Genomic DNA, 22,805 nt, shown 5'->3' with positions numbered 1-22,805 from the left:
CGGCTATGGCAGAGGTCAAGTCGCACGAATTCGACGGCTTCCTGAAGCGGAAGCCGCTGCCCGTGCGGCTCTTCCTCATCTATGGGCCGGACCGCGGCCTGGTTTCCGAGCGCGCCGCCGCACTCGCCGCCAACAGCGGTGTCGACCTTGCGGATGCCTTCTCCGTCGTGAAACTCGATGCCGGCGAAGTCGGCAACCAGCCGGGTCGGCTGATCGACGAAATGAACGCCATCGGCTTGTTCGGTGGCGATCGCCTTGTCTGGATCCGCAATGCCGGCAGCGAAAAAGGCCTTGCCGACGCGCTCGACATCCTCGCGGGCATGCCCGCCGGCCCGTCCACGCTGATCATAGAAGCGGGCGACCTGAAGAAGGGCGCTGCCCTCCGCAAGGCGGCGGAAACGAGCACACAAGCCGCCGCCATCGCCTGTTATGCCGACGACGGCCGCGCCCTGCAGACGCTCATAGACCAGGAACTTTCCGCCGAAGGCCTTCGTATTTCCCCGGCCGCCCGCGAACGCCTGGTGGAAACGATCGGCGGCGACCGGCTCGCCTCCCGCAACGAAGTCCGCAAGCTCGCCCTCTATTGCCGCGGCAAGGAACTGATCGAGGAACAGGATGTCGAGGACATTGTCGGCGATGCCAGCGCGATTTCGACGGACGACGCCATAGACGCGATCCTCAAGGGCGACCGCGACGGCTTCATGCACGCGATCCAGAAGATCGTCTCCTCCAAGACGCCGATCTTCCTCGTCCTGCAGGGCTGCCTCCGGCAATTCCAGCTTCTGGAGCTGATGCGCGCCGAAATGGATGAAAAACGCGCGCCCGCGGCGCAGGCCATGGCGACGCTCGGCCGCCATCTTCACTTTCGCCGCAAGCCGATCATCGAAAATGCCCTGAAAACCTGGGCTGGTCCCGCCATCCGCCGTGAAACCCAGCGCCTGCAAGCCGCCATCCTGCAAAGCCGGCAGCGCCCGGCGCTGGAAGACACGATCGCCATGCAGACCATGCTGGCAACCGTGCTTCAATCTGCCCGGCGCTGAATCCGGCTAAGGACTTTTAGCGGCGTTCGAGAAGCCGGCAGATCTCTTCCAGCTGCTCTAGCGTCTTGTAGGCGATCCGCAGATGGCCGCCGCTGCCCTTGTGGTTCACGGAGACATCGAGACCAAGGACGTCGGAAAGCGTGCGTTCCAACGCCAGCGTATCGGCATCCTTCTCGTCCTTGCGCGGCGTCTGGCCGTGGTTCGGATCGGTCTGCGCCTTGATGTCGTTCTGGGCAAGCCGCTCCGCATCGCGCACCGACATGCCCTTTGCGACGACCGCCTTGGCTAACGCAATCGGATCCGACGTCGGGATAAGCGCGCGCGCATGACCGGCGGAAAGCGTACCGGAGGCAAGCATTTCACGCACCGGCTCCGGCAGCTTCAGCAGGCGAAGGCTGTTTGCCACGTGGCTCCGGCTCTTGCCGATGATCTCGCCGAGATCGTTCTGCGTGTAACCATGGTCCGCGATCAAGAGCTCGTAGCCCATCGCCTCTTCCAGCGGGTTGAGGTCGGACCGCTGGACGTTTTCCACGATGGCAATTTCCAGCGCCGTACGATCGTCCACGTCACGAATGATGACCGGGATTTCGATCAGGCCGGCGAGCTGCGCCGCTCGCCAGCGCCGTTCGCCGGCGATGATCTCGAAGCGATTGTCGGCAGTGGTGCGCACGACGACCGGCTGCACGATGCCGTGTTGCCGAATGGACGACGCCAGGTCCTGCAACTCCGACTCGTCGAAATAACGCCGCGGGTTGCGCGGGTTGCGGCCGACGAATTCGATCGGCACGTCCCGGTCCGGATTGAGCGCCGGGCGCGCGCCGACATCGGCGGCCGGAAGCTGGTCCATTTCACCGATCAGGGCTGCAAGGCCACGGCCAAGACGCCGCTTGGAGTTGTCATCGTTCATCGGTTCTACTCACAGATACTGAATTCAGGCCGCTTTACGCTGCCTTTCACGCTGGATCACCTCGGAAGCAAGCTGAAGATAGGCCTGGCTTCCGGCGCATTTGAGGTCATAGAGGATCGCCGGCTTGCCGTAGGACGGCGCCTCGGAGACCCGCACATTCCGCGGAATGAGTGTGTGATAGACTTTTTCGCCGAGATGCGTGCGCACGTCGTTGACGACCTGCTGCGCAAGATTGTTGCGCGAATCGAACATGGTGAGCACGATGCCCTGGATATCCAGGCGCGGATTGATCGTGCGGCGGACCTGATCCACCGTTTCCAGCAACTGGCTGAGACCCTCCAGCGCAAAAAATTCGCATTGTAACGGCACCAGAACGGAATGCGCGGCAGCGAGCGCATTCATCGTCAGAAGATTGAAGGACGGCGGGCAATCGACCAGCACGTAAGAGTAAGTCAGCGCCTCATCGGAGGCAAGCGCCCGTTTCAGCCGGAAAACACGGTCGTTCTGCTGCGCGATTTCCATTTCGACACCGAGCAGATCCATCGTCGACGGAATGATCGACAGGTTGGGCACGGCCGTTGGCAATACGGTCTCGGCGACGCCATGGCTGCCGATCAGCAAATCATACGACGAAAATTCACGGTTCCGACGATCGATGCCGAGGCCGGTGCTTGCATTGCCCTGCGGGTCCAGGTCGACGATCAGGACACGCTCACCGATCGCGGCCAGCGCCGTTGCCAGATTGATCGCCGTGGTCGTCTTTCCGACCCCGCCTTTCTGGTTTGCGATGGTAATGATTCGGTTCTTTTCGCCTGCCATGGACATCCACCGATCACGGTTTTTTTTGCGAGAGTTTCGACAGTTCGAGCACGACGGAGTCCGGCTCGACAATGCTGGCATGTTTTACCAGATCGAATCTCCACCGACCAAGCGCTTTATCGATCTCCCGCTGGTAATCCCGGCCTTTGTGAAGAAAAAGCCGCAAATCGGTATTCCGCTGCGCCCAGGGTAGTCCAAACTCCAACAGCAAGTCGAGATCGGCCAGTGCGCGCGCCGAAATCGCGTCACAATGGGCAATCGCCACCGGCGCATCCTCGATTCGAATCGCGTGTACGGATGCCCGAGCGCCGGTTTCGAGAATAGCGGTTCGCAGAAAAGCAGCTTTCTTGTTGTTGCTCTCGACAAGATGGACCCAACCGCCTCCAATGCCGGCCAGCAGAATGCCGCTCACGATCCCGGGGAAACCCCCTCCGCTACCGAGGTCCACCCAAGTTCGAGGGCCCGGGTAAAGCGAATAGATCTGCATACTATCGACAATATGGCGGCTCCACACTTCCGAGAGCGTGGAGGGAGCAACCAGGTTGATGGCCTTCGCCCATTTTTGGAAAAGCACAACAAAGGCGTTCAGCCTGTCCACAGTTTCACGTGAAACATTCAGGCCATTCAGTTCGGAAGGAAGGCGGCTCATGCGTGCGCGGTCCGATCCGCCGGCGCCGGCAGGCGTTTGAGATAGGCAAGAAGCAGTGTCAATGCAGCGGGCGTCATACCGTCAACGCGGGCCGCCTGTGCGAGATTAGAAGGCCTCGCTGCCGCGAGCTTCTGCCGCAATTCGATGGACAAACCCGGCAAGGCGCCAAAATCGAAATCATCCGGAATACGCCGTTCTTCCTCACGACGCGCCTCCACAATGTCTTTCTCTTGGCGGTTCATGTAAACCGAATAAGCCGCCTCGATCTCCACGGCGTCACTAACGCGCGGCGCAACATGCTGGAGCTCCGGCCACACTGCCGCGAGCCGCGCATAGTCGATGTCAGGATGGGCGAGCAAGTCGTAAGCACTGCGCCGCACGCCGTCCTGGTTGATCTTCAAGCCGCGACCGGCGGCTTCATTCGGGGAAAGCGTCAATGCGTGAAGCTGCTTCCGCGCCAGTCTCATAGCGTCCGACCAATCGCCAAAACGCCGCTCGCGCTCCGGCCCAACGAGGCCCAAAGCCAGTCCAAGCGGCGTCAACCGGACATCCGCATTGTCAGCGCGTAGGGAAAGGCGATATTCGGCCCGGGAGGTAAACATGCGGTAGGGCTCGGTCACACCACGCGAGGTGAGGTCATCGAGCATGACACCGATATAGCTTTCCGTTCGGCTGAAGACGTGTCCGTCCTTGTTCGCGGCACGGCGGGCAGCGTTCAACCCTGCCACAAGCCCTTGCGCCGCCGCTTCTTCATACCCGGTCGTGCCGTTGATCTGACCCGCCAGGAAGAGACCCGGTTGTCGCTTCACCTCGAGAGTGGCCGACAGCTCGCGCGGGTCCACATGGTCATATTCGATGGCATAACCCGGTTGAAGGATCGTCACTCGCTCCAAGCCCGGGATCGTGCGTATGAACGCATCCTGTACATCGGCCGGGAGGGATGTCGAAATACCATTCGGATAGACCGTGTGGTCGTCCAACCCCTCAGGCTCCAGAAAAATCTGATGACCGTCGCGTTCACCGAATTTGACGATCTTGTCTTCTATCGACGGGCAGTAGCGGGGGCCGACACCCTCGATTTGGCCGGAATACATCGCGGACTTGCCGATGTTTTCTTCGATGATGCGATGAGTATCGGGCGTCGTCCGTGTCACACCGCATTCGATCTGCGGCGTCGTAATGTGATCGGTCATGAAGGAGAACGGCACCGGTTCTTCATCCGCCGCTTGGCGCCCGACGGCGGCCCAGTCAATCGTACGCCCGTCAAGCCGTGCTGGCGTACCGGTTTTGAGGCGCCCCAGTCTTAGTCCAAGACGTTCGAATGTTGCTGATAGACCCAGCGAAGGTTCCTCTCCGACGCGTCCCGCCGGAATCTTTTCGTTGCCGATATGAATAAGGCCACGCAGAAAGGTGCCGGTGGTGATGACGACGGCGCCGCAACGCAGACGGCGGCCATCCTTCATGACAATCGCCGTAATCGTTTCATCTTTGACGTCAAGATCAAAAGCATCGCCTTCGATCACGTCCAGATTGGGTATCGCCCCGATTTCGGCCTGCATGCCCTTCCGGTAGAGTTTACGGTCGGCCTGGGTTCGGGGCCCACGGACGGCAGGGCCTTTCCGCCGATTCAGCAAACGAAACTGGATGCCGGACCGATCTGCCACGCGGCCCATCAAGCCATCGAGAGCATCGACTTCGCGAACAAGATGACCTTTTCCGAGGCCGCCGATCGCTGGGTTGCAGGACATGACGCCGATCGTCGCGGCTTTATGTGTCACCAGAGCGGTGCGGGCACCGGCCCGGGCAGAAGCTGCGGCCGCTTCGACGCCCGCGTGACCACCACCAATCACCACAACATCATAATTCATTGTCGTCATGTTGAACCCACCTGTTTCACGTGAAACGTACAAAGCGACTCGTCTGCGTTGTGCTGTTTCACGTGAATCATTTGCCTATGCAAAATTCCGAAAAGATGACGTCGAGCAGATTTTCGACATCGACGCGTCCTGTTACCCGGCCGAGGGCCTGTCCTGCCAACCGGAGATATTCTGCCTGGATATCCAAGCCCGGCCCCGGGACGCTCAAGGCAAGTTGTATGTGTTCCCGTGCTGCCGCAAGATTCAGCGCATGTCGCTGCCGTGTGGGAAGCGCCAGGGCATTGCCGGTGTCGAGATCCGGAAGATGCCGACCGAGGCGATGAAGGAGTTCCGGTATGCCTTCCCCCGTTCGCACCGATATTATAACATCCGCTTCGGGCTTTGGCCAAGATGCATCTCTTGAATCGGCCTTCGTCCGGACTCGGACGACGGGACCAACATAATCTTCGATGAAGGCGTTCCAGTCCGGATTGTCGTCTGGGGACAAAAGAAGAAGCAGATGCGCTTGCGCCATCGAGAGTTGGGTCCGGCGAATGCCTTCCCGTTCGACGATGTCGTCGGTTTCTCGCAAGCCGGCGGTATCGTATAGGCGCACGGCGAAACCTGCGAGATCGAGATCCACATGCAGGACGTCGCGCGTGGTGCCGGGGACGTCCGTGACAATGGCGACGTCGCGTTTTGCCAGATAGTTCAGGAGGCTTGATTTTCCCGCGTTCGGCGGGCCCACAATGACCACTTTCAGACCGTCCCGGACGATTTCTCCGGCGCGGGCTTCGGCGAGATGGTTAAGGATCTCTTGATCGAGCTTCCGCATATCGTGCCAAATCCGGCTTGCGACGGAACCCGGAACATCGTCTTCGTCGGCAAAATCCAATTCGGCTTCAATCATGGCACGGGCATGGGTTAAACGTTTCGCCCACGAATCATAAAGCCTCGAAAGCCCACCCGAGGCCTGTTCGGCGGCCAGACGGCGTTGCATCTCGGTTTCGGCGGAAATCAGATCGGCGAGGCCCTCCACCTCGACCAGATCCATGCGGCCGTTCAGAAAAGCGCGGCGTGAAAACTCGCCAGCGTCCGCGGCGCGCAGACCTTCCATACCGTCCAAAGTCGCCAGGACCGCCTTTACCGTGGCTCGGCCGCCGTGGATTTGAAGTTCGGCGCAGTCCTCTCCCGTGAAGGAATTGGGCCCTGGGAAGAACAGCACAATCCCTTCATCGAGTTTCTCACCATTGCGGTTCCGAATCGTTTGTAGCGACGCACGTCTTTGCTGCGGTAAATGTCCGCAGAGGGATTGAAGTGCCTGCGCGCTGGCCGGACCACTAAGACGGATCACGGCGACACCTGAGGGCAAACCGCCGCTGGACAGCGCAAAGATCGTATCGGCGGTGCTCATCTGTCCAATATTCCGGCTACGAATCGATTATTCCGTTTCGGAAAAGAATCGATTCTCTGTCGTGAAACGAAAATGGTCCCATCTTGCGACGGGACCATTCGCATAAGCCAAAGCGCAACCCGACTATGTGTTCATCGAGTCGAAGAAATCGCCGTTGCTCTTGGTCTGCTTCAACTTGTCGATCAGGAACTCGATCGCATCCGTCGTCCCCATCGGGGCGAGGATACGGCGAAGAACAAAAATCTTCTGGAGATCCTGGCGCGGCACCAGCAGGTCTTCCTTGCGGGTGCCGGACTTGAGGATGTCCATGGCCGGGAAGATACGCTTGTCGGCGACCTTGCGGTCGAGCACGATTTCCGAGTTGCCGGTGCCCTTGAACTCTTCGAAAATGACTTCGTCCATGCGGCTGCCGGTATCGATCAGGGCCGTCGCGATGATCGTCAGCGAGCCGCCTTCCTCGATGTTGCGCGCGGCGCCGAAGAAGCGCTTCGGGCGCTGCAGGGCGTTGGCGTCGACACCGCCGGTCAGGACCTTGCCGGACGACGGCACCACCGTATTGTAGGCGCGGCCGAGGCGGGTGATCGAATCGAGCAGGATGACGACGTCACGACCGTGTTCGACAAGGCGCTTCGCCTTCTCGATCACCATTTCGGCGACCTGGACGTGGCGCGTCGCCGGCTCGTCGAAGGTCGACGAGACGACCTCGCCCTTTACCGAGCGTTGCATGTCCGTCACTTCTTCCGGGCGCTCGTCGATGAGCAGCACGATGAGATAACATTCCGGATGGTTTGCCGTAATCGAATGGGCGATGTTCTGCAGGAGAACCGTCTTACCCGTGCGCGGCGGCGCGACGATCAGCCCGCGCTGGCCCTTGCCGAGCGGCGCCACCAGATCGATGACGCGCGGCGAAAGGTCCTTCGAGGTCGGAATCTCGAGTTCCATCTTGAAGCGCTCGTTCGGGTAGAGCGGCGTCAGGTTGTCGAAATGGACCTTGTGGCGGATCTTTTCCGGATCATCGAAATTGATCGTATTGACCTTGAGCAGGGCAAAATACCGTTCGCCTTCCTTGGGGCCACGGATCGGACCTTCGACCGTATCGCCGGTCTTCAGCGAGAAACGACGGATCTGGGAGGGTGAAATGTAGATATCGTCCGGACCCGGCAGGTAGTTCGCATTGGCCGAGCGCAGGAAGCCGAAACCGTCCTGCAGCACTTCCACGACACCCTCGCCGATGATTTCGACGTCCTGCTCGGCCAGCATCTTCAGGATGGCGAACATCAGCTCCTGCTTGCGCATCGTGCTGGCGTTTTCGACCTCGAGCGATTCGGCAAAGGCAAGGATGTCGGTCGGAGTCTTGTTCTTGAGGTCTTGTAGCTTCATTTCGGCCATGAATGGTCCATGCTGCGGTCATCGGGATGGGAAAAGGCGTGCGGGTCAAGGACGAACTGCGCGGGGTCCGGTGCAGTCCATTGAACGAAGTCACATGCCACGAGAGATGAGATGCGCGGAAAATAGCTGTTCCGGTCGATGCTCGCAAGGGGGCTTGGGAATTTCGTCCGTTTTGTTGCCCGAGGCCTGGGATATGGCCTCAGAACGGTTTGACGACGACGAGCACGACGATGAGGATCATCAGAAGCGCCGGCGCCTCGTTCCAGAACCGCCACTGCCGCCCGGTTTTGGTGTTGCGGTCCTCGGCGAAGGCCTTAACGGCGCGGCCGTAATATTGATGCACGCCGGTCAGCAGCACGACGAAGGCGAGTTTCGCATGCAGCCAGCCGCCCTGGAAACCATAGACCGACCAGGCGAGGTAGAGGCCGAGCAGCCAGGCAAGGCCCATCGCCGGCTGCATGATGACGCGGTAGAGCCGCCGTTCCATCACCTTGAAGGTTTCCGACTGGGCGGAACCGACCGGCGCATCCGTGTGGTAGACGAAAAGCCGCGGCAGGTAGAGCAGGCCCGACATCCAGGAGATGACGGCGATGATGTGCAGCGCCTTGATCCACAGGTAGAGATCGTCCGGCGGATAGAGGATCAGAACCGCAGCCAGCAGGGCGAAGAGCGTGAGCGCAACGGCCGCGCGCAGCCGCGCCCGGCGCCCCGCATTCTCGCCCGTCTGCCTCTCGCTCACCGGGCTTCTCCACGCACGCGCGCCACGAGGCGGGCAACGTTTACGGGGTCGGCCTGCGGCGTGATGCCATGGCCGAGATTGAAGATCAGCGGGCCGTTGCCGAGGGCTTGCAGGATGGCGTCGATGCCGTCGTCCAGCGCCGCACCGCCGGCGACGACCCGCATCGGATCGAGATTGCCCTGGACGGGGCCGTCCTTCTGGAGTTCAGCGGCAACGGAGAGCGGCACCGACCAGTCGAGGCCGATGGCATCGGCCCCGGTCTGCTGCCGATAGGATTTCAGGAACAGGCCGGCACCCTTGGCGAAGGCGATGAACCTGGCCTGCGGTCGGCGGGTTTTGACCGACTGGATGATCCGCTGCACCGGGCGCACGGCAAAATCGGCGAACTCCCGCTCGCCGAGAACGCCGGCCCAGGAATCGAAAATCTGCACGGCATCGGCGCCGGCATCGATCTGCGCCACCAGGTAATCGGCCGAGAGCTCGGCGAGCACGTCGAGCAGGTGTGCGAAGGCACGCGGCTCGCGATAGGCAAAAAGCCGCGCCGGCGCCTGATCCGGCGTGCCGTGACCGGCGATCATGTAGGTCGCGACGGTCCAGGGCGCCCCGCAGAAGCCGAGCAGCGCCGTTTCCTCGGGGAGGCTCCGGCGGATGCGAGAGACCGCTTCCATGACCGGCTCGAGGTGTTTTGCCACCTCGTCGCCCTTCAGGGCAAAAATACCGTCCACGTCGATCGGATCGAGCCTTGGGCCATGGCCCTCCTCAAAGCGCACATTGCGCTTCAGCGCATCGGGAATGACGAGAATATCGGAAAACAGGATCGCCGCATCGAAGCCGTAACGGCGGATCGGTTGCAGCGTCACTTCCGTTGCCAGTTCCGGCGAATAACACAGATCGAGGAAACTCCCCGCCTTCGCACGCACGTCCCGGTATTCGGGCAGGTGGCGTCCGGCCTGGCGCATCAGCCAGAGGGGAGGGGGAGAGACCGTCTTGCCATTCAGCACATCGACGATCTTCCGGGTTTTCACTGGCACCGCAGGGTTCTCCCAATAAAGAAATAATCTCTTTTAAGAAGGTTTCTATTTCTTAGAGTCGGTGACTATCAAGGATTAAATCCTCTCCACAGAAAGCGGGCCTCAACGCACAGGCGCTGAAAAAGATCGCACGCGCATGATCTCTTTGAGCGCAAAACAGGGAAAACCGGATTCCATCCATTGAATCAAAACGATCGGGCACCGCTGGAAAAAAGCCTGGCTGTGGATGAGTTGTGGAGAAGCGCGACACTTTGCCCGTCGGTGAGTCTTATCCACATGGCCGCCGGATCCCTCTCCCGCTTTGCGCCATTTGTGGATAAATCGGCACTTGTCCTCTTGCCTCCGGACCCCTCCCGTTCTTAGCTCGTGGCTGTCCCGGTTCATCAACAGGGGGCGGAGGATATTGTGGAAAGCACCAAAAACTACTTCCATCTCCACCTGATTTCGGACTCGACGGGCGAGACTCTCATAGCCGCAGGCCGGGCGGCGGCGGCGCAGTTCCAGTCCTCGCAGGCGCTCGAACATGTCTATCCGCTGATCCGCAACCGCAAGCAGCTGATGCCGGTGCTCGATGCCATCGACGGCGCGCCGGGCATCGTGCTCTACACGATCGTCGACCGGGACCTGTCGCAGATCATCGACCAGCGCTGCCGGGAGATGGGCGTGCCCTGTGTCTCCGTGCTCGAACCGGTGATCGATCTGTTCCAGTCCTATCTCGGCGCGCCGTCGCGCCGCCGGGTGGGCGCGCAGCATGTGATGGACGCGGACTATTTCGCGCGCATCGATGCGCTGAATTTCACGATGGACCATGATGACGGGCAATTGCCGGCGGATCTCGACGAGGCGGATGTCATTCTTGTCGGCATCAGCCGCACGTCGAAAACGCCGACGAGCATCTATCTCGCCAACCGCGGCATCAAGACGGCCAATGTGCCGATCGTGCTGGGCGTGCCGCTGCCGGAGCGCTTGTCGAGCGCGACGAAGCCTCTCATCGTCGGCCTGATCGCCACGACGGACCGGATCTCCCAGGTGCGGCAGAACCGGGTGCTCGGCCAGGCGCAGGGGTTTCGCGGTGACGATTATATCGACCGGGCGCAGATTTCCGAGGAGCTGAAATTTGCCCGCGCGCTCTGCGCCCGCCACAACTGGCCGATCATCGATGTCACGCGCCGCTCGATCGAGGAAACCGCAGCGGCCATCGTTGCTCTTCGCCCCAAGCTCCGTTAACGCGGGGGCGCATAATGGAGACCGTTCGATGACGCCGCTGATCCTCGCCTCGCAAAGTCCCTTCCGGCGCATGCTGATGGAGAATGCCGGACTGGCTTTTGAAACGCGCGCTGCCGAGATCGACGAACGTGCGGTGGAAGCGGCGCTGGCGGATCGCAATCCCACGCCGCCGCACGTGGCCGAGGCGCTGGCGATCGAAAAGGCGCGCGATGTCGCGTTGCGTTCTCCGGGCGCCCTCGTCATCGGGTCGGACCAGACGCTTTCGCTCGACGGCCGGGTGTTTCACAAGCCGGCCGACATGGCCGAGGCGAAGTCGCATCTGACGGCGATGTCCGGACGCACCCATGCGCTGAACTGCGGCATTGCGCTGGTGCGGGACGGTCAAACGCTCTGGAGCCACGTTTCCATCGCGCATCTTACGATGCGACCGCTGTCCGCCTCCTTCATCGATCGCCACCTTGCACGGGTGGGTGAGCGGGTGCTGGCGAGCGTTGGCGCCTATCAGCTCGAAGGGGAGGGCGTGCAGCTTTTCGAGCGGATCGACGGCGATTATTTCACCATTCTCGGCCTGCCGCTGCTTCCGTTGCTGGCTAAACTTCGCGAACTCGGTGCCATCGATGTATGATTCACGTGAAACATTCACCCGCAACGCCTTCGTCACCGGCTATCCGGTCAAACATTCCCGCTCGCCGATGATCCACGGCTACTGGCTGGAAACGCTGGGTTTGGCGGGCTCATATACACGGCAGGAAGTAGCACCGGAGAATTTTGCCGGCTTCCTTTCCTCGTTGAAAAGCGGTGAATCCGGCTTCATCGGAGGCAATGTCACCATCCCGCACAAGGAGTTGGCATTTCGCCTGGCCGACAAGCCGGATGCGCTGAGCGAAGAACTCGGCGCTTCGAACACGCTCTGGCTGGAGGAGGGCGCGCTTCACGCCACCAACACGGACGGCTTTGGTTTCCTCGCCAATCTCGATGCGACGGCGCCAGGTTGGGACAGGGCGGAGCGGGCCGTCATTCTCGGGGCGGGCGGTGCCAGCCGGGCGATTGTCCAGGCAGTGCGCGATCGGGGCGTGGGCGAAATCCATGTGGTGAACCGCACCGTCGAGCGGGCGCAGGAACTCGCCGACCGTTTTGGCGCGAAGGTGCATGCCCATGCCATGGGCGCCTTGCACGAGGTTTCGAAGGATGCGGGGCTCTTCGTCAACACCACCTCGCTTGGTATGGATGGAGAGGCGGCGCCGGATTTCGATTTCTCGCCGCTTGCGGGCGGGGCGGTGGTCACCGACATCGTCTATGTGCCCCTGATCACGCCGATCCTTCGCCAGGCGCAGCAGCAGGGTTTTGCCACGGTGGATGGCCTTGGGATGCTGTTGCACCAGGCGGCGCCCGGCTTTGAAAAATGGTTCGGCACGCGGCCGGTCGTCGATGCGGCCTTGCGGCAGCTGATCCTGGAGGACATGGAGAAGCATCGATGATCGTGCTCGGCCTTACCGGATCGATCGGAACGGGCAAGTCGACGACCGCGGCGATGTTCCGCGATCTCGGCGTGCCGGTGCACGATGCGGATGCGACGGTGCATGATCTCTATCGCAACGAGGCCGTGGCCCCCGTCGCCGCGCATTTTCCGCAAGCGCTCAAAGACGGGGTCATCGACCGCAAGGCACTCTCGGCCGTGCTGGCGCAATCGCCGGAACGGTTCCGCGAGCTGGAGGCGATCATCCATCCGCTGGTGCGGGCGCGGGAAACGGCCTTTCTCGATGCCGAGCGGCAGAAGGGTTCGGCGCTCGTCCTGCTCGATATTCCGCTGCTCTACGAGACGGGCGGCGAGGCGCGGGTCGACAAGGTCGTCGTCGTGACCTGTGATCCTGAGACCCAGCGCCGGCGCGTGCTTGCCCGCCCCGGCATGACGGAGGAAAAATTCGCGCTCATCCTGTCGCGGCAGATGCCGGATGCGGAAAAACGACGCCGCGCCGATTTCCTCATCCATACCGACGGGGGGCTTGAAGCGGCGCGCAAACAGGTGGAAGAAACAGTCGATACTTTGAAGGGACGACGGGACTGATGCGCGAGATCATCTTCGATACGGAAACGACCGGCCTCGACAGCAAGCTCGACCGCGTCATCGAAATCGGCGGCGTGGAGCTGGAAAACCATTTCCCGACCGGAAGGACCCTGCACCTCTACATCAATCCCGGCGACCGCAAGGTCCATCCCGATGCGCTGGCGGTGCACGGCATCACGGACGAATCCCTGAAGGACAAACCGCCTTTCGCCGCGGTGGCCGAGCAGATCCTGGAGTTCTTCGGCGAGGCCCGTTGGGTGGCGCACAATGCCAACTTCGACATGGGCTTCATGAATGCCGAGTTCGACCGGCTCGGCCTGCCGCCGATCCTGCAGGAACGGGTGACGGATACGCTGGCGCTGGCGCGCCGCAAACATCCGATGGGCCCGAATTCGCTCGATGCGCTCTGCCGGCGCTACGGCATCGACAATTCGCACCGCACGCGGCACGGCGCGCTGCTCGACTCGGAACTGCTGGCCGAAGTCTATATCGAAATGATCGGCGGCCGGCAGGCGGCCCTCGGCCTCGGTTCGGCGGAAAGCGGCCGCAAGACGCTGATCGAGGCGGAAGACGAGGTCGTCCAGCCGCTCGGGGTCCGGCCGAAGCCGCTGGCGCCGCGACTGACCGAGGAAGAGCGTGCCGCCCATGCGGCCATGGTCGCCACGATGCGCGACAAGGCGATCTGGGCGAAATACGAAGCCTGAGGCCAAGCGAATCAGAAGAATCCCGGCAAAGAAAAGCCCCCGGCTACTGGGTAGCCGGGGGCTTTTCCTTGAAGTCGATGGGCCTTAGTTGGCCTGGACCTTCGCCTTGACCTGTTCTTCGGCCATGCGCTGGGTGAACATCTGCGCAAAATCGATCGGGTCGATCATCAGCGGCGGGAAGCCGCCGTTGCGGGTGGCGTCGGAAATGATCTGGCGGGCGAAGGGGAAGAGCAGGCGCGGGCACTCGATGAAGAGCACCGGCAGCATGTGTTCCTGCGGGAAACCGGTAACGCGGAAGACGCCGCCATAGGCGAGCTCGGCGTTGAACAGCATCTTGTCGCCGTCCTTGGCCTCTGCATTCAGCGAGAGGATGACGTCGAAATCCGTTTCCGACATCGGGTTGGCATTGACGTTGACGCTGATATTGATCGCCGGGGCCTTGTCACGGGCCTGGAGCGACCGCGGTGCACCGGGGTTTTCGAATGAGAAGTCCTTCACATACTGCGCCAGGATGTTGAGCGAGGGGCTCGCGGCGTTGTTCTCGGTTGCTGCGTCGGTCATGGAAAGATCCTCGGGGACTCTGGAAAGTCAGGCCATCTAGCATTTCGGCCCCGGCCTTACAACCCTCGGCCCGCCGCCTGGAACCCTTGGCGCCTCAGGGCCGGTCGTCGCGCTGGAAGTCGGTTTCGTCGAGATCGATCGTGCGCTGCGGGCCGGTTTTCGGCCGGTTGCCTTGCCCGTTATCTGGTCGCGCGCCGCCGATATCGACCACAACGACGTTGCGCATCAGCCGGTTCCAGAGAAAGGTGCGCACCGGCGGCAGGAACAGCGCGAGACCGACGATATCGGTGAGGAAGCCGGGGATCAAAAGCAGGATGCCGGCAACGACGATCATCGCCCCGTCGAGCAGCTCCTTGCCGGGCGCGCGGCCGGTCTGTGCCGATTGCCGCAGCCGGGACAGCACGCCGAAACCCTGGATGCGCATCAGCACGATGCCGACGACGGCCGACAGCACGACCAGCGACAGGGTCGAAAAAAGCCCGATCCGCCGCCCGACCAGAATGAAACAGGCGATCTCCGCCAGCGGCAGCAGAAGAATGAAGAAAGGAATAAGAAGTCTCAGCATGCCTCGTAATCTCGCACAGATTCGCGCGTGCCGATACTGGCGGCACGGTTTCGGCCGCTTTCACGTCATCGCCATTTGAATGATCGGTCTTTGCGGACTATATGGGGAAGGAACAAGAAAAACCAAAACAGCTGCGGATCGATAATGGGCTCATTCGACTTTGTAACGATTTTCTTCCTGGTGGCTGCGGTTGTCATCTTCCTGCAGCTGCGCAGCGTGCTCGGCCGGCGTACCGGCAGCGAGCGCCCGCCGTTCGATCCGTACTCCAAGCGCGAGACCGCCAGCGAGGCTGATCAGGCCGATCGCGGCAAGGTGGTCACGCTGCCGCGGCGCGATGGCACGGACGAAGAGGAAAATCCCTACGCCTCCGTCGATGGCTTCGCCGCCCCCGGCACGCCGCTCAATGAGCAGCTGCGCTCGGTGGTCAAGGTCGATCCTTCCTTCGTCCCGAAGGAATTCGTCAACGGCGCCCGCATGGCCTACGAGATGATCGTCGTCGCCTTTGCCGACGGCGACCGCAAAGCGCTGAAGAACCTCCTGTCGCGCGAAGTCTACGAAGGTTTCGACGCCGCTATCTCTGAACGCGAGAGCAAGGGCGAGGTCGTGCGCTCCAGCTTCGTCGGCATCGAGAAGGCGGATATCGTCAGCGCCGAGGTCAAGGACAGCGAAGTCAACGTGACGCTGCGCATCATCAGCCAGTTGATTTCTGCCACCTATGACAAATCGGGCGCGCTGGTCGATGGCGATGCGGAGACGGTGGCCGAGGTCAACGATCTGTGGACCTTCGCCCGCGACATCCGCTCGCGCGACCCGAACTGGAAGCTGATCGCCACAGAATCGGAAGGCTGAGCGGGGCCAAGCCATGGAATATCGTCTGGTTCCGGCCCGGTTTTCGGCGCTTCCCGGCTGGGACGAGGACGATCCGACGCCGCTGATGGCGGCGATGGACCGCTGTCGCGACCACATCCGCACCGTAAAACCGTACAAGACAGGCTCGCTCGGCATCACCGCCGGCGAGCTTTTGGCGTTGCTGGATGCGGCGGCAGACGAAAAACCGGAAGGCCCGGCGGCGGTCCGCGCTTTCTTCGAAGCCCATTGCGTGCCGTTCCTGATCGAGAAGGCGGATGGCTCCCCCGGTTTCGTCACCGCCTTCTACGAGCCGGAAGTGGCGGTGCGCGCCGCGCCGGATGTGGAATATCGCTATCCCTTCTATGCCCGGCCGGACGACCTGGTCGATATCGACGACGCCAATCGCCCGGCCGGTTTTGCGCCGGGTTTTGCATTTGGGCTGCAAAAGGCCGGTGAGATCGTCGAACATCCGGATCGCGGCGAGATCGAGCGCGGCTATCTTGCCGGCCGCGGCCTGGAAATCGCCTATGCCCGCTCGAAGGTGGATGTGTTCTTCGCCCATGTGCAGGGCGCAGCAAGGCTCGTCTATCCGGACGGAGCGGTGAAGCGCATCACCTATGCCGGCAAATCCGGCCATCCCTTCTCGCCGATCGGCAAGCTCCTGATCGATCGCGGCGAGATCGACGCGGCCACCATCTCCATGGCCTCGATCCGCGATTGGCTGGCGCGGCATGAGGATCAGGTGGACGAGGTCCTCTGGCACAACCGCTCCTTCATCTTCTTCAGGCAGGCCACGGTGGACGATCTGTCGCTCGGGCCGATCGCCGCCGCCAAGGTGCCACTCGTTGCCGGCCGGTCGCTTGCCGTCGACCGGCTGATCCATACCTTCGGCCTGCCCTTCTTCCTGTCGAGCGACAGCCTTACCCATATGGATGGCGGCAAACCCTTCCGGCGGCTGATGCTGGCGCTGGATACCGGCACCGCGATCGTCGGCCCGGCGCGGGGCGATATCTTTACCGGTTCGGGTGATGCGGCGGGGGCGCTGGCGGGGCATGTCCGCAATGCCGCGACCTTCCACATCCTCATCCCCAGGGCGGCGGCGGAGAGATACCTCCATGCCGAAGGATAAGGCGCTCTCCAGCGAAGACCGCATCCTCTGGGGCAAGGTGGCGCGCAGCACGCGGGCAATGCCGGGCAAGCTCGACGCCTTGACGGAGTTCGAGGCGGTCTTCGCGCAAAAGCCCGAGGCGCAGAAGCCGCCCGAGCCGGAACCGCAGAAGAAGGCCGGCAAGGCGGCCGACGGCATCGCGCTCACCCCTTCCCGCGACAGGGACACCCGGCACCATCCGCTGGAGCGCCCGGTCAAGCGCAAGATCGCCAAGGGGCGCCTGGCGCTCGAAGCGCGCATCGATCTGCACGGCATGTTCCAGAGCGAGGCGCACGGTTTCCTGCTCGGCTTTCTCATCAAGGCGCATGAGCGGGGCCTGCGCCATGTGCTGGTCATCACCGGCAAGGGCACCTCGCTCGGCAGCGACGGCGCCTTGAAGCGGGCGGTGCCGCTGTGGTTTTCGCTGCCGGAGTTCCGCCCGCTGATCTCCTCCTACGAGCCGGCGGCGCGCAACCATGGCGGCGACGGGGCGCTCTACGTGCGGCTTGCCCGCCATCCGGGAGAGAAGCGATGACGACGCCCTTCGGCAAGGCCGTGCGGCACCTGCGCGACCGCAAGGGCGTCTCGCAGAAGGAGATGGCGGCGGCGCTCAGCGTCAGCCCGGCCTATCTGTCGGCGCTGGAGCACGGCAGGCGCGGAACGCCGAGCTTCGATTTCCTCCAGCGCGTCGCCGGTTATTTCAACGTGATCTGGGACGAGGCGGAAGAACTTTTCCGCATTGCCCAGATTTCCGACCCCCGCGTCGTGGTCGATACGGCCGGCCTGCCGCCGGAATATACGGCCTTTGCCAACCGGCTATCGGCCGAAATCGGCAACCTGCCGCCCGAGACGGTGCGCCGGCTTGCCGGCATTCTCGAAAAAGCATGCAATTCCCGGGCAAAACCCCGTTGATCCCCTGAATTCTGCCGTGTTTACCCCCTCTCTGATTTGGAACTTCAGGGCAAAATCCCTATATTCACAAGACCCGGAAAGCCGTGATTCGCCGCGCTTCCCGTCTTCCGCGACAACCTGGAAAGACTTCTGAATGACTGACACACCCGAGACCGAAAATGGCCCGGCCGAGTATGGCGCAGATTCGATCAAGGTCCTGAAGGGGCTCGATGCGGTGCGCAAGCGCCCGGGCATGTATATCGGTGATACCGATGACGGTTCGGGTCTGCATCACATGGTCTACGAAGTCGTTGACAACGCGATCGACGAGGCGCTGGCCGGCCATGCGGACATCGTGACCGTCACGCTGAATGCGGACGGTTCCGTGACGGTGACCGACAACGGCCGCGGCATCCCGACCGACATCCACAAGGAAGAAGGCGTTTCGGCGGCCGAGGTCATCATGACCCAGCTTCATGCCGGCGGTAAGTTCGACCAGAATTCCTACAAGGTTTCGGGCGGCCTGCATGGTGTGGGCGTTTCCGTGGTGAATGCGCTTTCGGTCATGCTGAAGCTGAAGATCCGCCGCGCGGGAAAAATCCACGAGATGAGCTTCACCCATGGCGTGGCCGACGGTCCGCTGGTGGTGACCGGTGATTGCGGCGACGAGACCGGCACGGAAGTGACCTTCCTGCCCTCGTCGGACACCTTCACCAACATCGAATTCATCTATTCGACGCTGGAACACCGCCTGCGCGAACTCGCCTTCCTGAATTCCGGCGTGCGCATCCTGCTCACCGATCGCCGCCACTCGGATATCAAGCAGGACGAGCTGATGTACGAGGGCGGCCTCGAAGCCTTCGTGCACTATCTCGACCGCGCCAAGAAGTCGCTGGTCTCCAAGCCCATCGCCATCCGCGGCGAAAAGGACGGCATCACCGTCGAAGTGGCCATGTGGTGGAACGACAGCTACCACGAGAACGTGCTCTGCTTCACCAACAACATCCCGCAGCGCGACGGCGGCACGCATATGGCGGGCTTCCGCGGCGCGCTGACCCGCCAGGTCGTCTCCTATGCCGATACGTCGGGCATCATGAAGCGCGAAAAGGTGACGTTGCAGGGCGAGGATTGCCGCGAAGGCCTGACGGCGGTGCTGTCGGTCAAGGTTCCGGATCCGAAATTCTCCTCGCAGACCAAGGATAAGCTGGTCTCGTCCGAGGTTCGCCCGGTCGTCGAAAACCTCGTCAACGAGGCGCTCTCCACCTGGTTCGAGGAACATCCGTCGGACGCGAAGATCCTCGTCGGCAAGGTGGTCGAAGCCGCCGCCGCCCGCGAAGCGGCGCGCAAGGCCCGCGAACTGACGCGGCGCAAGGGCGCGCTCGACATCTCGTCGCTGCCCGGCAAGCTCGCCGACTGCTCCGAGCGTGATCCTGCCAAGTCGGAAGTCTTCCTCGTCGAGGGTGATTCGGCGGGCGGTTCGGCCAAGCAGGGCCGGTCGCGCGAAAACCAGGCCATTCTTCCGCTGCGCGGAAAAATCCTGAACGTCGAGCGTGCGCGCTTCGACAAGATGCTGTCCAGCCAGGAAATCGGCACGCTGATCACCGCGCTCGGCACGTCGATCGGCAAGGACGAATTCAACGCCGACAAGCTGCGCTACCACAAGATCATCATCATGACGGACGCCGACGTCGACGGCGCCCATATCCGCACCCTGCTGCTCACCTTCTTCTTCCGGCAGATGCCGGAGCTGATCGAGCGCGGCCATCTCTACATCGCCCAGCCGCCGCTCTATAAGGTGGCGCGCGGCAAATCGAGCCAGTACCTGAAGGACGAGAAGGCGCTGGAAGAGTACCTGATCAATGCCGGTCTCGACGATGCGACGCTGGAGCTCGGCTCCGGCGAAGTGCGCGCCGGCCAGGATATCCGCGAGCTGATCCAGGACGCGCTGCGCCTGCGCACGCTGATCGACGGCCTGCATTCGCGCTACAGCCGTTCGATCGTCGAACAGGCGGCGATTACCGGTGCCTTGAACCTCGAACTCAGCCACGACCGCGACGCCTATGCCGCCAAGGCTGAGGAGGTGGCCCGCCGGCTTGACCTCATCGCCGAGGAAACCGAACGCGGCTGGACCGGCTCGGTCGCGACGGACGGTGGCCTGCGCTTCGAGCGAATGGTGCGCGGCGTCAAGGAATTCGCCCATATCGACATGGCGCTGATCGGTTCGGCCGATGCCCGCCACATCGACCAGCTCTCGGCGCGGTTCCTCGAAACCTACACGGTGCAGCCGGTGCTGCGCCGCAAGGATGGCCAGGTCGAGATCACCGGTCCGCGCGCCCTGCTTGACGCCGTCTTCGCCGCCGGCCGCAAGGGCCTGTCGATGCAGCGCTACAAGGGTCTCGGCGAGATGAATGCCGAGCAGCTCTGGGAAACGACGCTCGACCCGAACGTCCGCTCGCTGTTGCAGGTCAAGGTGCCGGATGCGACGGATGCCGACGGCCTCTTCGCCCGCCTGATGGGCGATGAGGTGGAGCCGCGCCGCGACTTCATCCAGGAAAACGCCCTTAGCGTCGCCAACCTCGACATCTAACAGAAAGAGCCGCCGAAAGGCGGCTCTTTCATTTCGCGATCAGGCGTTGAAGCGACCTTCGGAAATGAACTCTTCGACCGGCTTGCGCCCGCTCGGCACCTCGCGCTTCATCAGGTCTTCCGGCAGCGTCTCCTTGGGCGCAATCTTGCCGATGGCGACCGCCGCCTCTACGCGAAAACTGTCCGGAACCCCCAGAACGTCCATGGCCTTCGCGCGGTCGATGCCGCCCATGCCATGGGCATGGTAGCCGGCATGGATCGCCTGGAGGGCGAGATAGGCCCAGGCAGCACCGGTGTCGAAGGCGTGGGTATAGGCCGGCCGCATCTCGCCGTCGGCATTCTTGCGGTGGGTCTGGGAGATGATCACGGCGAGCACGGCGGCCTTGTCCGCCCAGCGGCGGTTGCCCTCGTCGAGCGTCTGGAAGATCGTCTCGAAGGCCTCGTTGCCGCGATGGCCGTAGACGAAGCGCCAGGGCTGGCCGTTGGCGGCAGACGGCGCCCAGCGCGCCGCTTCGAACAGCGACAGCAGCGTCTCCTGCGGCATGGCCTCGCCGGTGAAGGCGCGCGGCGACCAGCGGTCGAGGAAAATGGGGTCGATGGCGTGATCTGCGGTGCGGCCGGTCTTTTCAGTCATTGTTATCCTCGAATGTCGGGTTTTTCCGGGGGAACTCTAGAGTTTGTCAGGGAAAAGTGGAGACCGGTTTTCCCGAAAAGACAAACGAAAACAAAAGAATCTAGAATATGCCTGGTTCGTTCTGAACCAGGCATATTCTAGACCCGGCGCCCGCCCGCGCGAAGCGGTAAAATCAACTCTCTGTCGCATTGTCGAACGGGGGGCGGAGGCAATATAACGCTTGGCGAACACGTCAGAACGGCATCGCGAAATGGGAGATATCCGATGAGCTTCAAAGACCCGAGCCTGCTTCGCCAGGCAGCCCTGGTGGGCACCCGCTGGATCGAAGCGGATTCGAGCGGCATAGCGGTGAAGAACCCCGCGACCGGCGAACTCGTCGGCTACGTGCCGAAACTGGGCGCGAAGGAGACGAAGGAAGCGATCGACGCCGCTGCCGCCGCCCAGAAGGGCTGGGCCGCCCGCACCGCCAAGGAACGTTCGGCCGTGCTGCGCAAGTGGTTCGACCTGATGATCGAGAACAAGGACGATCTCGGCTGCATCCTGACGATGGAACAGGGCAAGCCGCTGGCGGAAGCCACCGGCGAAATCGTCTATGGCGCGAGCTTCGTCGAGTGGTTCGCCGAAGAGGCGCGCCGCGTCTATGGCGATATCATCCCCGGCCACCAGAAGGATAAGCGCCTCTTGGTGATGAAGCAGCCGATCGGCGTCGTCGCGGCGATCACGCCGTGGAACTTCCCGAATGCCATGATCACCCGCAAGGCAGGCCCGGCCTTCGCCGCCGGCTGCGCCATGGTGCTGAAGCCTGCCTCGCAGACGCCGTTCTCCGCCATCGCCATCGCCATCCTCGCCGAGCGCGCCGGCCTGCCCGCCGGCCTGTTCAGCGTCATCACGGGTTCGGCCCGCGAGATCGGCGCGGAGATGACCGCCAACCCGGTCGTGCGCAAGCTCACCTTCACCGGCTCGACGGGAATCGGCGCCGAGCTCTACAAGCAGTGCGCCCCGACCATCAAGAAGCTCGGCCTCGAACTTGGCGGCAATGCGCCCTTCATCGTCTTCGACGATGCGGATCTCGATGCGGCCGTCGAAGGCGCGCTGATCGCCAAGTTCCGCAACAACGGCCAGACCTGCGTCTGCGCCAACCGCATCTATGTGCAGGATGCGGTCTATGACGCCTTCTCCGAAAAGCTCGCCAACGCTGTCGGCAAGCTGAAGACCGGCAACGGTTTTGACGAAGGCGTGGTGCTCGGCCCGCTGATCGACCAGTCGGCGCTGGAAAAGGTCGAGGAACATGTTTCGGATGCGCTGAAGAAGGGCGGCCGGGTCGTGCAGGGCGGCAAGCGCCATGCGCTCGGCGGCACCTTCTACGAGGCGACCGTCATCGCCGACGTGACGACCGACATGGCCGTCGCCCGCGAAGAGACTTTTGGGCCGGTCGCGCCGCTCTTCCGCTTCAAGGACGAGGACGACGTCATCGCCCAGGCGAACGGCACGGAATTCGGCCTCGCCTCCTATTTCTACGCCAAGGAGCTGTCGCGCGTCTTCCGCGTCGCCGAGGCGCTGGAATATGGCATGGTCGGCGTCAATACCGGCCTGATCTCCACGGCGGAAGCCCCCTTCGGCGGCGTCAAGCTGTCCGGTCTCGGCCGCGAAGGCTCGAAATACGGCATCGAGGAGTTCATGGAAGTCAAATATGTCTGCCTCGGCGGCATCGCCTGAGCAGCATCCTGTATGA

Annotated in this window: 23 protein-coding genes; 12 read left to right on the top strand and 11 right to left on the bottom strand. The window is 62.5% G+C overall.

The window, feature by feature from the left end:
* The first annotated feature begins 5 nt into the window (after window positions 1–5).
* A complete protein-coding gene (holA, locus tag VGN93_RS01055) occupies window positions 6–1,040 on the top strand; it encodes a DNA polymerase III subunit delta (RefSeq protein WP_327505976.1) in 1,035 nt (344 codons plus the stop codon).
* A gap of 16 nt (window positions 1,041–1,056) precedes the next feature.
* Here the strand turns inward: holA and VGN93_RS01050 are convergent, their stop codons facing one another.
* The 8 genes from VGN93_RS01050 to hemE form a co-directional block, all read right to left on the bottom strand.
* On the bottom strand, window positions 1,057–1,947 hold the full coding sequence (locus VGN93_RS01050) for a ParB/RepB/Spo0J family partition protein (RefSeq protein WP_327505975.1): 891 nt from the start codon (window positions 1,945–1,947) through the stop codon (window positions 1,057–1,059).
* Between the two features lie 24 nt (window positions 1,948–1,971).
* Window positions 1,972–2,766: a ParA family protein gene (locus VGN93_RS01045; protein WP_327505974.1), complete on the bottom strand. Its 795-nt coding sequence runs from the start codon at window positions 2,764–2,766 to the stop codon at window positions 1,972–1,974.
* Between the two features lie 13 nt (window positions 2,767–2,779).
* Entirely contained in the window at window positions 2,780–3,415 is a 636-nt protein-coding gene (gene rsmG, locus VGN93_RS01040; RefSeq protein WP_327505973.1) for a 16S rRNA (guanine(527)-N(7))-methyltransferase RsmG, read from the bottom strand.
* Window positions 3,412–5,292 carry a tRNA uridine-5-carboxymethylaminomethyl(34) synthesis enzyme MnmG gene (mnmG, locus tag VGN93_RS01035; RefSeq protein ID WP_327505972.1) on the bottom strand — a complete coding sequence of 627 codons (1,881 nt, stop codon included), beginning with the start codon at window positions 5,290–5,292 and terminating at the stop codon, window positions 3,412–3,414. Before mnmG ends, rsmG begins: the two co-directional genes overlap by 4 nt.
* 67 nt (window positions 5,293–5,359) lie before the next feature.
* Entirely contained in the window at window positions 5,360–6,685 is a 1,326-nt protein-coding gene (gene mnmE / locus VGN93_RS01030; protein ID WP_327505971.1) for a tRNA uridine-5-carboxymethylaminomethyl(34) synthesis GTPase MnmE, read from the bottom strand.
* 123 nt (window positions 6,686–6,808) lie between these two features.
* The gene (gene rho / locus VGN93_RS01025) at window positions 6,809–8,074 is read right to left on the bottom strand and encodes a transcription termination factor Rho (protein ID WP_319323596.1); all 1,266 of its coding nucleotides are present in this window, start codon (window positions 8,072–8,074) and stop codon (window positions 6,809–6,811) included.
* Between the two features lie 199 nt (window positions 8,075–8,273).
* Window positions 8,274–8,813: a protoporphyrinogen oxidase HemJ gene (gene hemJ / locus VGN93_RS01020; RefSeq protein ID WP_327505970.1), complete on the bottom strand. Its 540-nt coding sequence runs from the start codon at window positions 8,811–8,813 to the stop codon at window positions 8,274–8,276.
* Entirely contained in the window at window positions 8,810–9,844 is a 1,035-nt protein-coding gene (hemE, locus tag VGN93_RS01015; protein WP_327505969.1) for a uroporphyrinogen decarboxylase, read from the bottom strand. The genes hemJ and hemE overlap by 4 nt, the downstream gene beginning before the upstream one ends.
* 405 nt (window positions 9,845–10,249) lie before the next feature.
* Between hemE and VGN93_RS01010 the strand changes: the two genes are divergently transcribed.
* The 5 genes from VGN93_RS01010 to dnaQ are packed head-to-tail and all read left to right on the top strand — an operon-like array spanning window position 10,250 to window position 13,840.
* The gene (locus VGN93_RS01010; RefSeq protein WP_319323599.1) at window positions 10,250–11,071 is read left to right on the top strand and encodes a pyruvate, water dikinase regulatory protein; all 822 of its coding nucleotides are present in this window, start codon (window positions 10,250–10,252) and stop codon (window positions 11,069–11,071) included.
* 28 nt (window positions 11,072–11,099) lie between these two features.
* Window positions 11,100–11,696: a Maf-like protein gene (locus VGN93_RS01005; RefSeq protein ID WP_327505968.1), complete on the top strand. Its 597-nt coding sequence runs from the start codon at window positions 11,100–11,102 to the stop codon at window positions 11,694–11,696.
* Entirely contained in the window at window positions 11,689–12,549 is an 861-nt protein-coding gene (locus VGN93_RS01000) for a shikimate dehydrogenase (RefSeq protein WP_327505967.1), read from the top strand. Before VGN93_RS01005 ends, VGN93_RS01000 begins: the two co-directional genes overlap by 8 nt.
* Entirely contained in the window at window positions 12,546–13,136 is a 591-nt protein-coding gene (coaE, locus tag VGN93_RS00995; protein WP_327505966.1) for a dephospho-CoA kinase, read from the top strand. The genes VGN93_RS01000 and coaE overlap by 4 nt, the downstream gene beginning before the upstream one ends.
* Window positions 13,136–13,840: a DNA polymerase III subunit epsilon gene (gene dnaQ / locus VGN93_RS00990; protein ID WP_327505965.1), complete on the top strand. Its 705-nt coding sequence runs from the start codon at window positions 13,136–13,138 to the stop codon at window positions 13,838–13,840. Before coaE ends, dnaQ begins: the two co-directional genes overlap by 1 nt.
* A gap of 84 nt (window positions 13,841–13,924) precedes the next feature.
* On the opposite strand, the gene secB is transcribed toward dnaQ, so the two are convergent.
* Window positions 13,925–14,401, bottom strand: a complete 477-nt coding sequence (secB, locus tag VGN93_RS00985; protein WP_256120455.1) for a protein-export chaperone SecB — start codon at window positions 14,399–14,401, stop codon at window positions 13,925–13,927.
* A 94-nt stretch (window positions 14,402–14,495) separates the two neighbouring features.
* Window positions 14,496–14,966, bottom strand: a complete 471-nt coding sequence (locus tag VGN93_RS00980) for an FxsA family protein (RefSeq protein ID WP_327505964.1) — start codon at window positions 14,964–14,966, stop codon at window positions 14,496–14,498.
* Between the two features lie 144 nt (window positions 14,967–15,110).
* Here VGN93_RS00980 and VGN93_RS00975 point away from each other — a divergent pair, with 144 nt between their 5' ends.
* The 5 genes from VGN93_RS00975 (at window position 15,111) to gyrB (ending at window position 20,440) form a co-directional block, all read left to right on the top strand.
* A complete protein-coding gene (locus tag VGN93_RS00975; RefSeq protein WP_327505963.1) occupies window positions 15,111–15,815 on the top strand; it encodes a Tim44/TimA family putative adaptor protein in 705 nt (234 codons plus the stop codon).
* A 13-nt stretch (window positions 15,816–15,828) separates the two neighbouring features.
* Window positions 15,829–16,944: a murein transglycosylase A gene (locus tag VGN93_RS00970; protein ID WP_327505962.1), complete on the top strand. Its 1,116-nt coding sequence runs from the start codon at window positions 15,829–15,831 to the stop codon at window positions 16,942–16,944.
* Window positions 16,931–17,497 carry a Smr/MutS family protein gene (locus VGN93_RS00965; protein WP_327505961.1) on the top strand — a complete coding sequence of 189 codons (567 nt, stop codon included), beginning with the start codon at window positions 16,931–16,933 and terminating at the stop codon, window positions 17,495–17,497. Before VGN93_RS00970 ends, VGN93_RS00965 begins: the two co-directional genes overlap by 14 nt.
* Entirely contained in the window at window positions 17,494–17,874 is a 381-nt protein-coding gene (locus VGN93_RS00960) for a helix-turn-helix domain-containing protein (RefSeq protein ID WP_319323608.1), read from the top strand. The genes VGN93_RS00965 and VGN93_RS00960 overlap by 4 nt, the downstream gene beginning before the upstream one ends.
* 133 nt (window positions 17,875–18,007) lie before the next feature.
* Entirely contained in the window at window positions 18,008–20,440 is a 2,433-nt protein-coding gene (gyrB, locus tag VGN93_RS00955) for a DNA topoisomerase (ATP-hydrolyzing) subunit B (protein ID WP_319323609.1), read from the top strand.
* A 39-nt stretch (window positions 20,441–20,479) separates the two neighbouring features.
* Here gyrB and VGN93_RS00950 read toward each other — a convergent pair whose 3' ends face one another.
* Window positions 20,480–21,073: a nitroreductase family protein gene (locus tag VGN93_RS00950; protein WP_327505960.1), complete on the bottom strand. Its 594-nt coding sequence runs from the start codon at window positions 21,071–21,073 to the stop codon at window positions 20,480–20,482.
* 264 nt (window positions 21,074–21,337) lie between these two features.
* Between VGN93_RS00950 and gabD the strand changes: the two genes are divergently transcribed.
* Window positions 21,338–22,789 carry an NADP-dependent succinate-semialdehyde dehydrogenase gene (gabD, locus tag VGN93_RS00945; RefSeq protein ID WP_327505959.1) on the top strand — a complete coding sequence of 484 codons (1,452 nt, stop codon included), beginning with the start codon at window positions 21,338–21,340 and terminating at the stop codon, window positions 22,787–22,789.
* Window positions 22,790–22,805: the final 16 nt, after the last annotated feature.

Origin of the sequence: Shinella sp., from assembly GCF_035998705.1 — a bacterium.
GTDB lineage: Bacteria > Pseudomonadota > Alphaproteobacteria > Rhizobiales > Rhizobiaceae > Shinella.
Note: the sequence above shows the minus strand (reverse complement) of the source record. Positions and strands in the feature narration are given on the sequence as shown.

Coding starts and splice junctions, on each gene's coding strand:
- holA (WP_327505976.1), top strand. CDS start 6: ATGGCAGAGGTCAAGTCGCACGAATTCGACGGCTTCCTGAAGCGGAAG.
- VGN93_RS01050 (WP_327505975.1), bottom strand. CDS start 1,947: ATGAACGATGACAACTCCAAGCGGCGTCTTGGCCGTGGCCTTGCAGCC.
- VGN93_RS01045 (WP_327505974.1), bottom strand. CDS start 2,766: ATGGCAGGCGAAAAGAACCGAATCATTACCATCGCAAACCAGAAAGGC.
- rsmG (WP_327505973.1), bottom strand. CDS start 3,415: ATGAGCCGCCTTCCTTCCGAACTGAATGGCCTGAATGTTTCACGTGAA.
- mnmG (WP_327505972.1), bottom strand. CDS start 5,292: ATGACGACAATGAATTATGATGTTGTGGTGATTGGTGGTGGTCACGCG.
- mnmE (WP_327505971.1), bottom strand. CDS start 6,685: ATGAGCACCGCCGATACGATCTTTGCGCTGTCCAGCGGCGGTTTGCCC.
- rho (WP_319323596.1), bottom strand. CDS start 8,074: ATGGCCGAAATGAAGCTACAAGACCTCAAGAACAAGACTCCGACCGAC.
- VGN93_RS01005 (WP_327505968.1), top strand. CDS start 11,100: ATGACGCCGCTGATCCTCGCCTCGCAAAGTCCCTTCCGGCGCATGCTG.
- VGN93_RS01000 (WP_327505967.1), top strand. CDS start 11,689: ATGTATGATTCACGTGAAACATTCACCCGCAACGCCTTCGTCACCGGC.
- coaE (WP_327505966.1), top strand. CDS start 12,546: ATGATCGTGCTCGGCCTTACCGGATCGATCGGAACGGGCAAGTCGACG.
- dnaQ (WP_327505965.1), top strand. CDS start 13,136: ATGCGCGAGATCATCTTCGATACGGAAACGACCGGCCTCGACAGCAAG.
- secB (WP_256120455.1), bottom strand. CDS start 14,401: ATGACCGACGCAGCAACCGAGAACAACGCCGCGAGCCCCTCGCTCAAC.
- VGN93_RS00980 (WP_327505964.1), bottom strand. CDS start 14,966: ATGCTGAGACTTCTTATTCCTTTCTTCATTCTTCTGCTGCCGCTGGCG.
- VGN93_RS00975 (WP_327505963.1), top strand. CDS start 15,111: ATGGGCTCATTCGACTTTGTAACGATTTTCTTCCTGGTGGCTGCGGTT.
- VGN93_RS00970 (WP_327505962.1), top strand. CDS start 15,829: ATGGAATATCGTCTGGTTCCGGCCCGGTTTTCGGCGCTTCCCGGCTGG.
- VGN93_RS00965 (WP_327505961.1), top strand. CDS start 16,931: ATGCCGAAGGATAAGGCGCTCTCCAGCGAAGACCGCATCCTCTGGGGC.
- VGN93_RS00960 (WP_319323608.1), top strand. CDS start 17,494: ATGACGACGCCCTTCGGCAAGGCCGTGCGGCACCTGCGCGACCGCAAG.
- gyrB (WP_319323609.1), top strand. CDS start 18,008: ATGACTGACACACCCGAGACCGAAAATGGCCCGGCCGAGTATGGCGCA.
- VGN93_RS00950 (WP_327505960.1), bottom strand. CDS start 21,073: ATGACTGAAAAGACCGGCCGCACCGCAGATCACGCCATCGACCCCATT.
- gabD (WP_327505959.1), top strand. CDS start 21,338: ATGAGCTTCAAAGACCCGAGCCTGCTTCGCCAGGCAGCCCTGGTGGGC.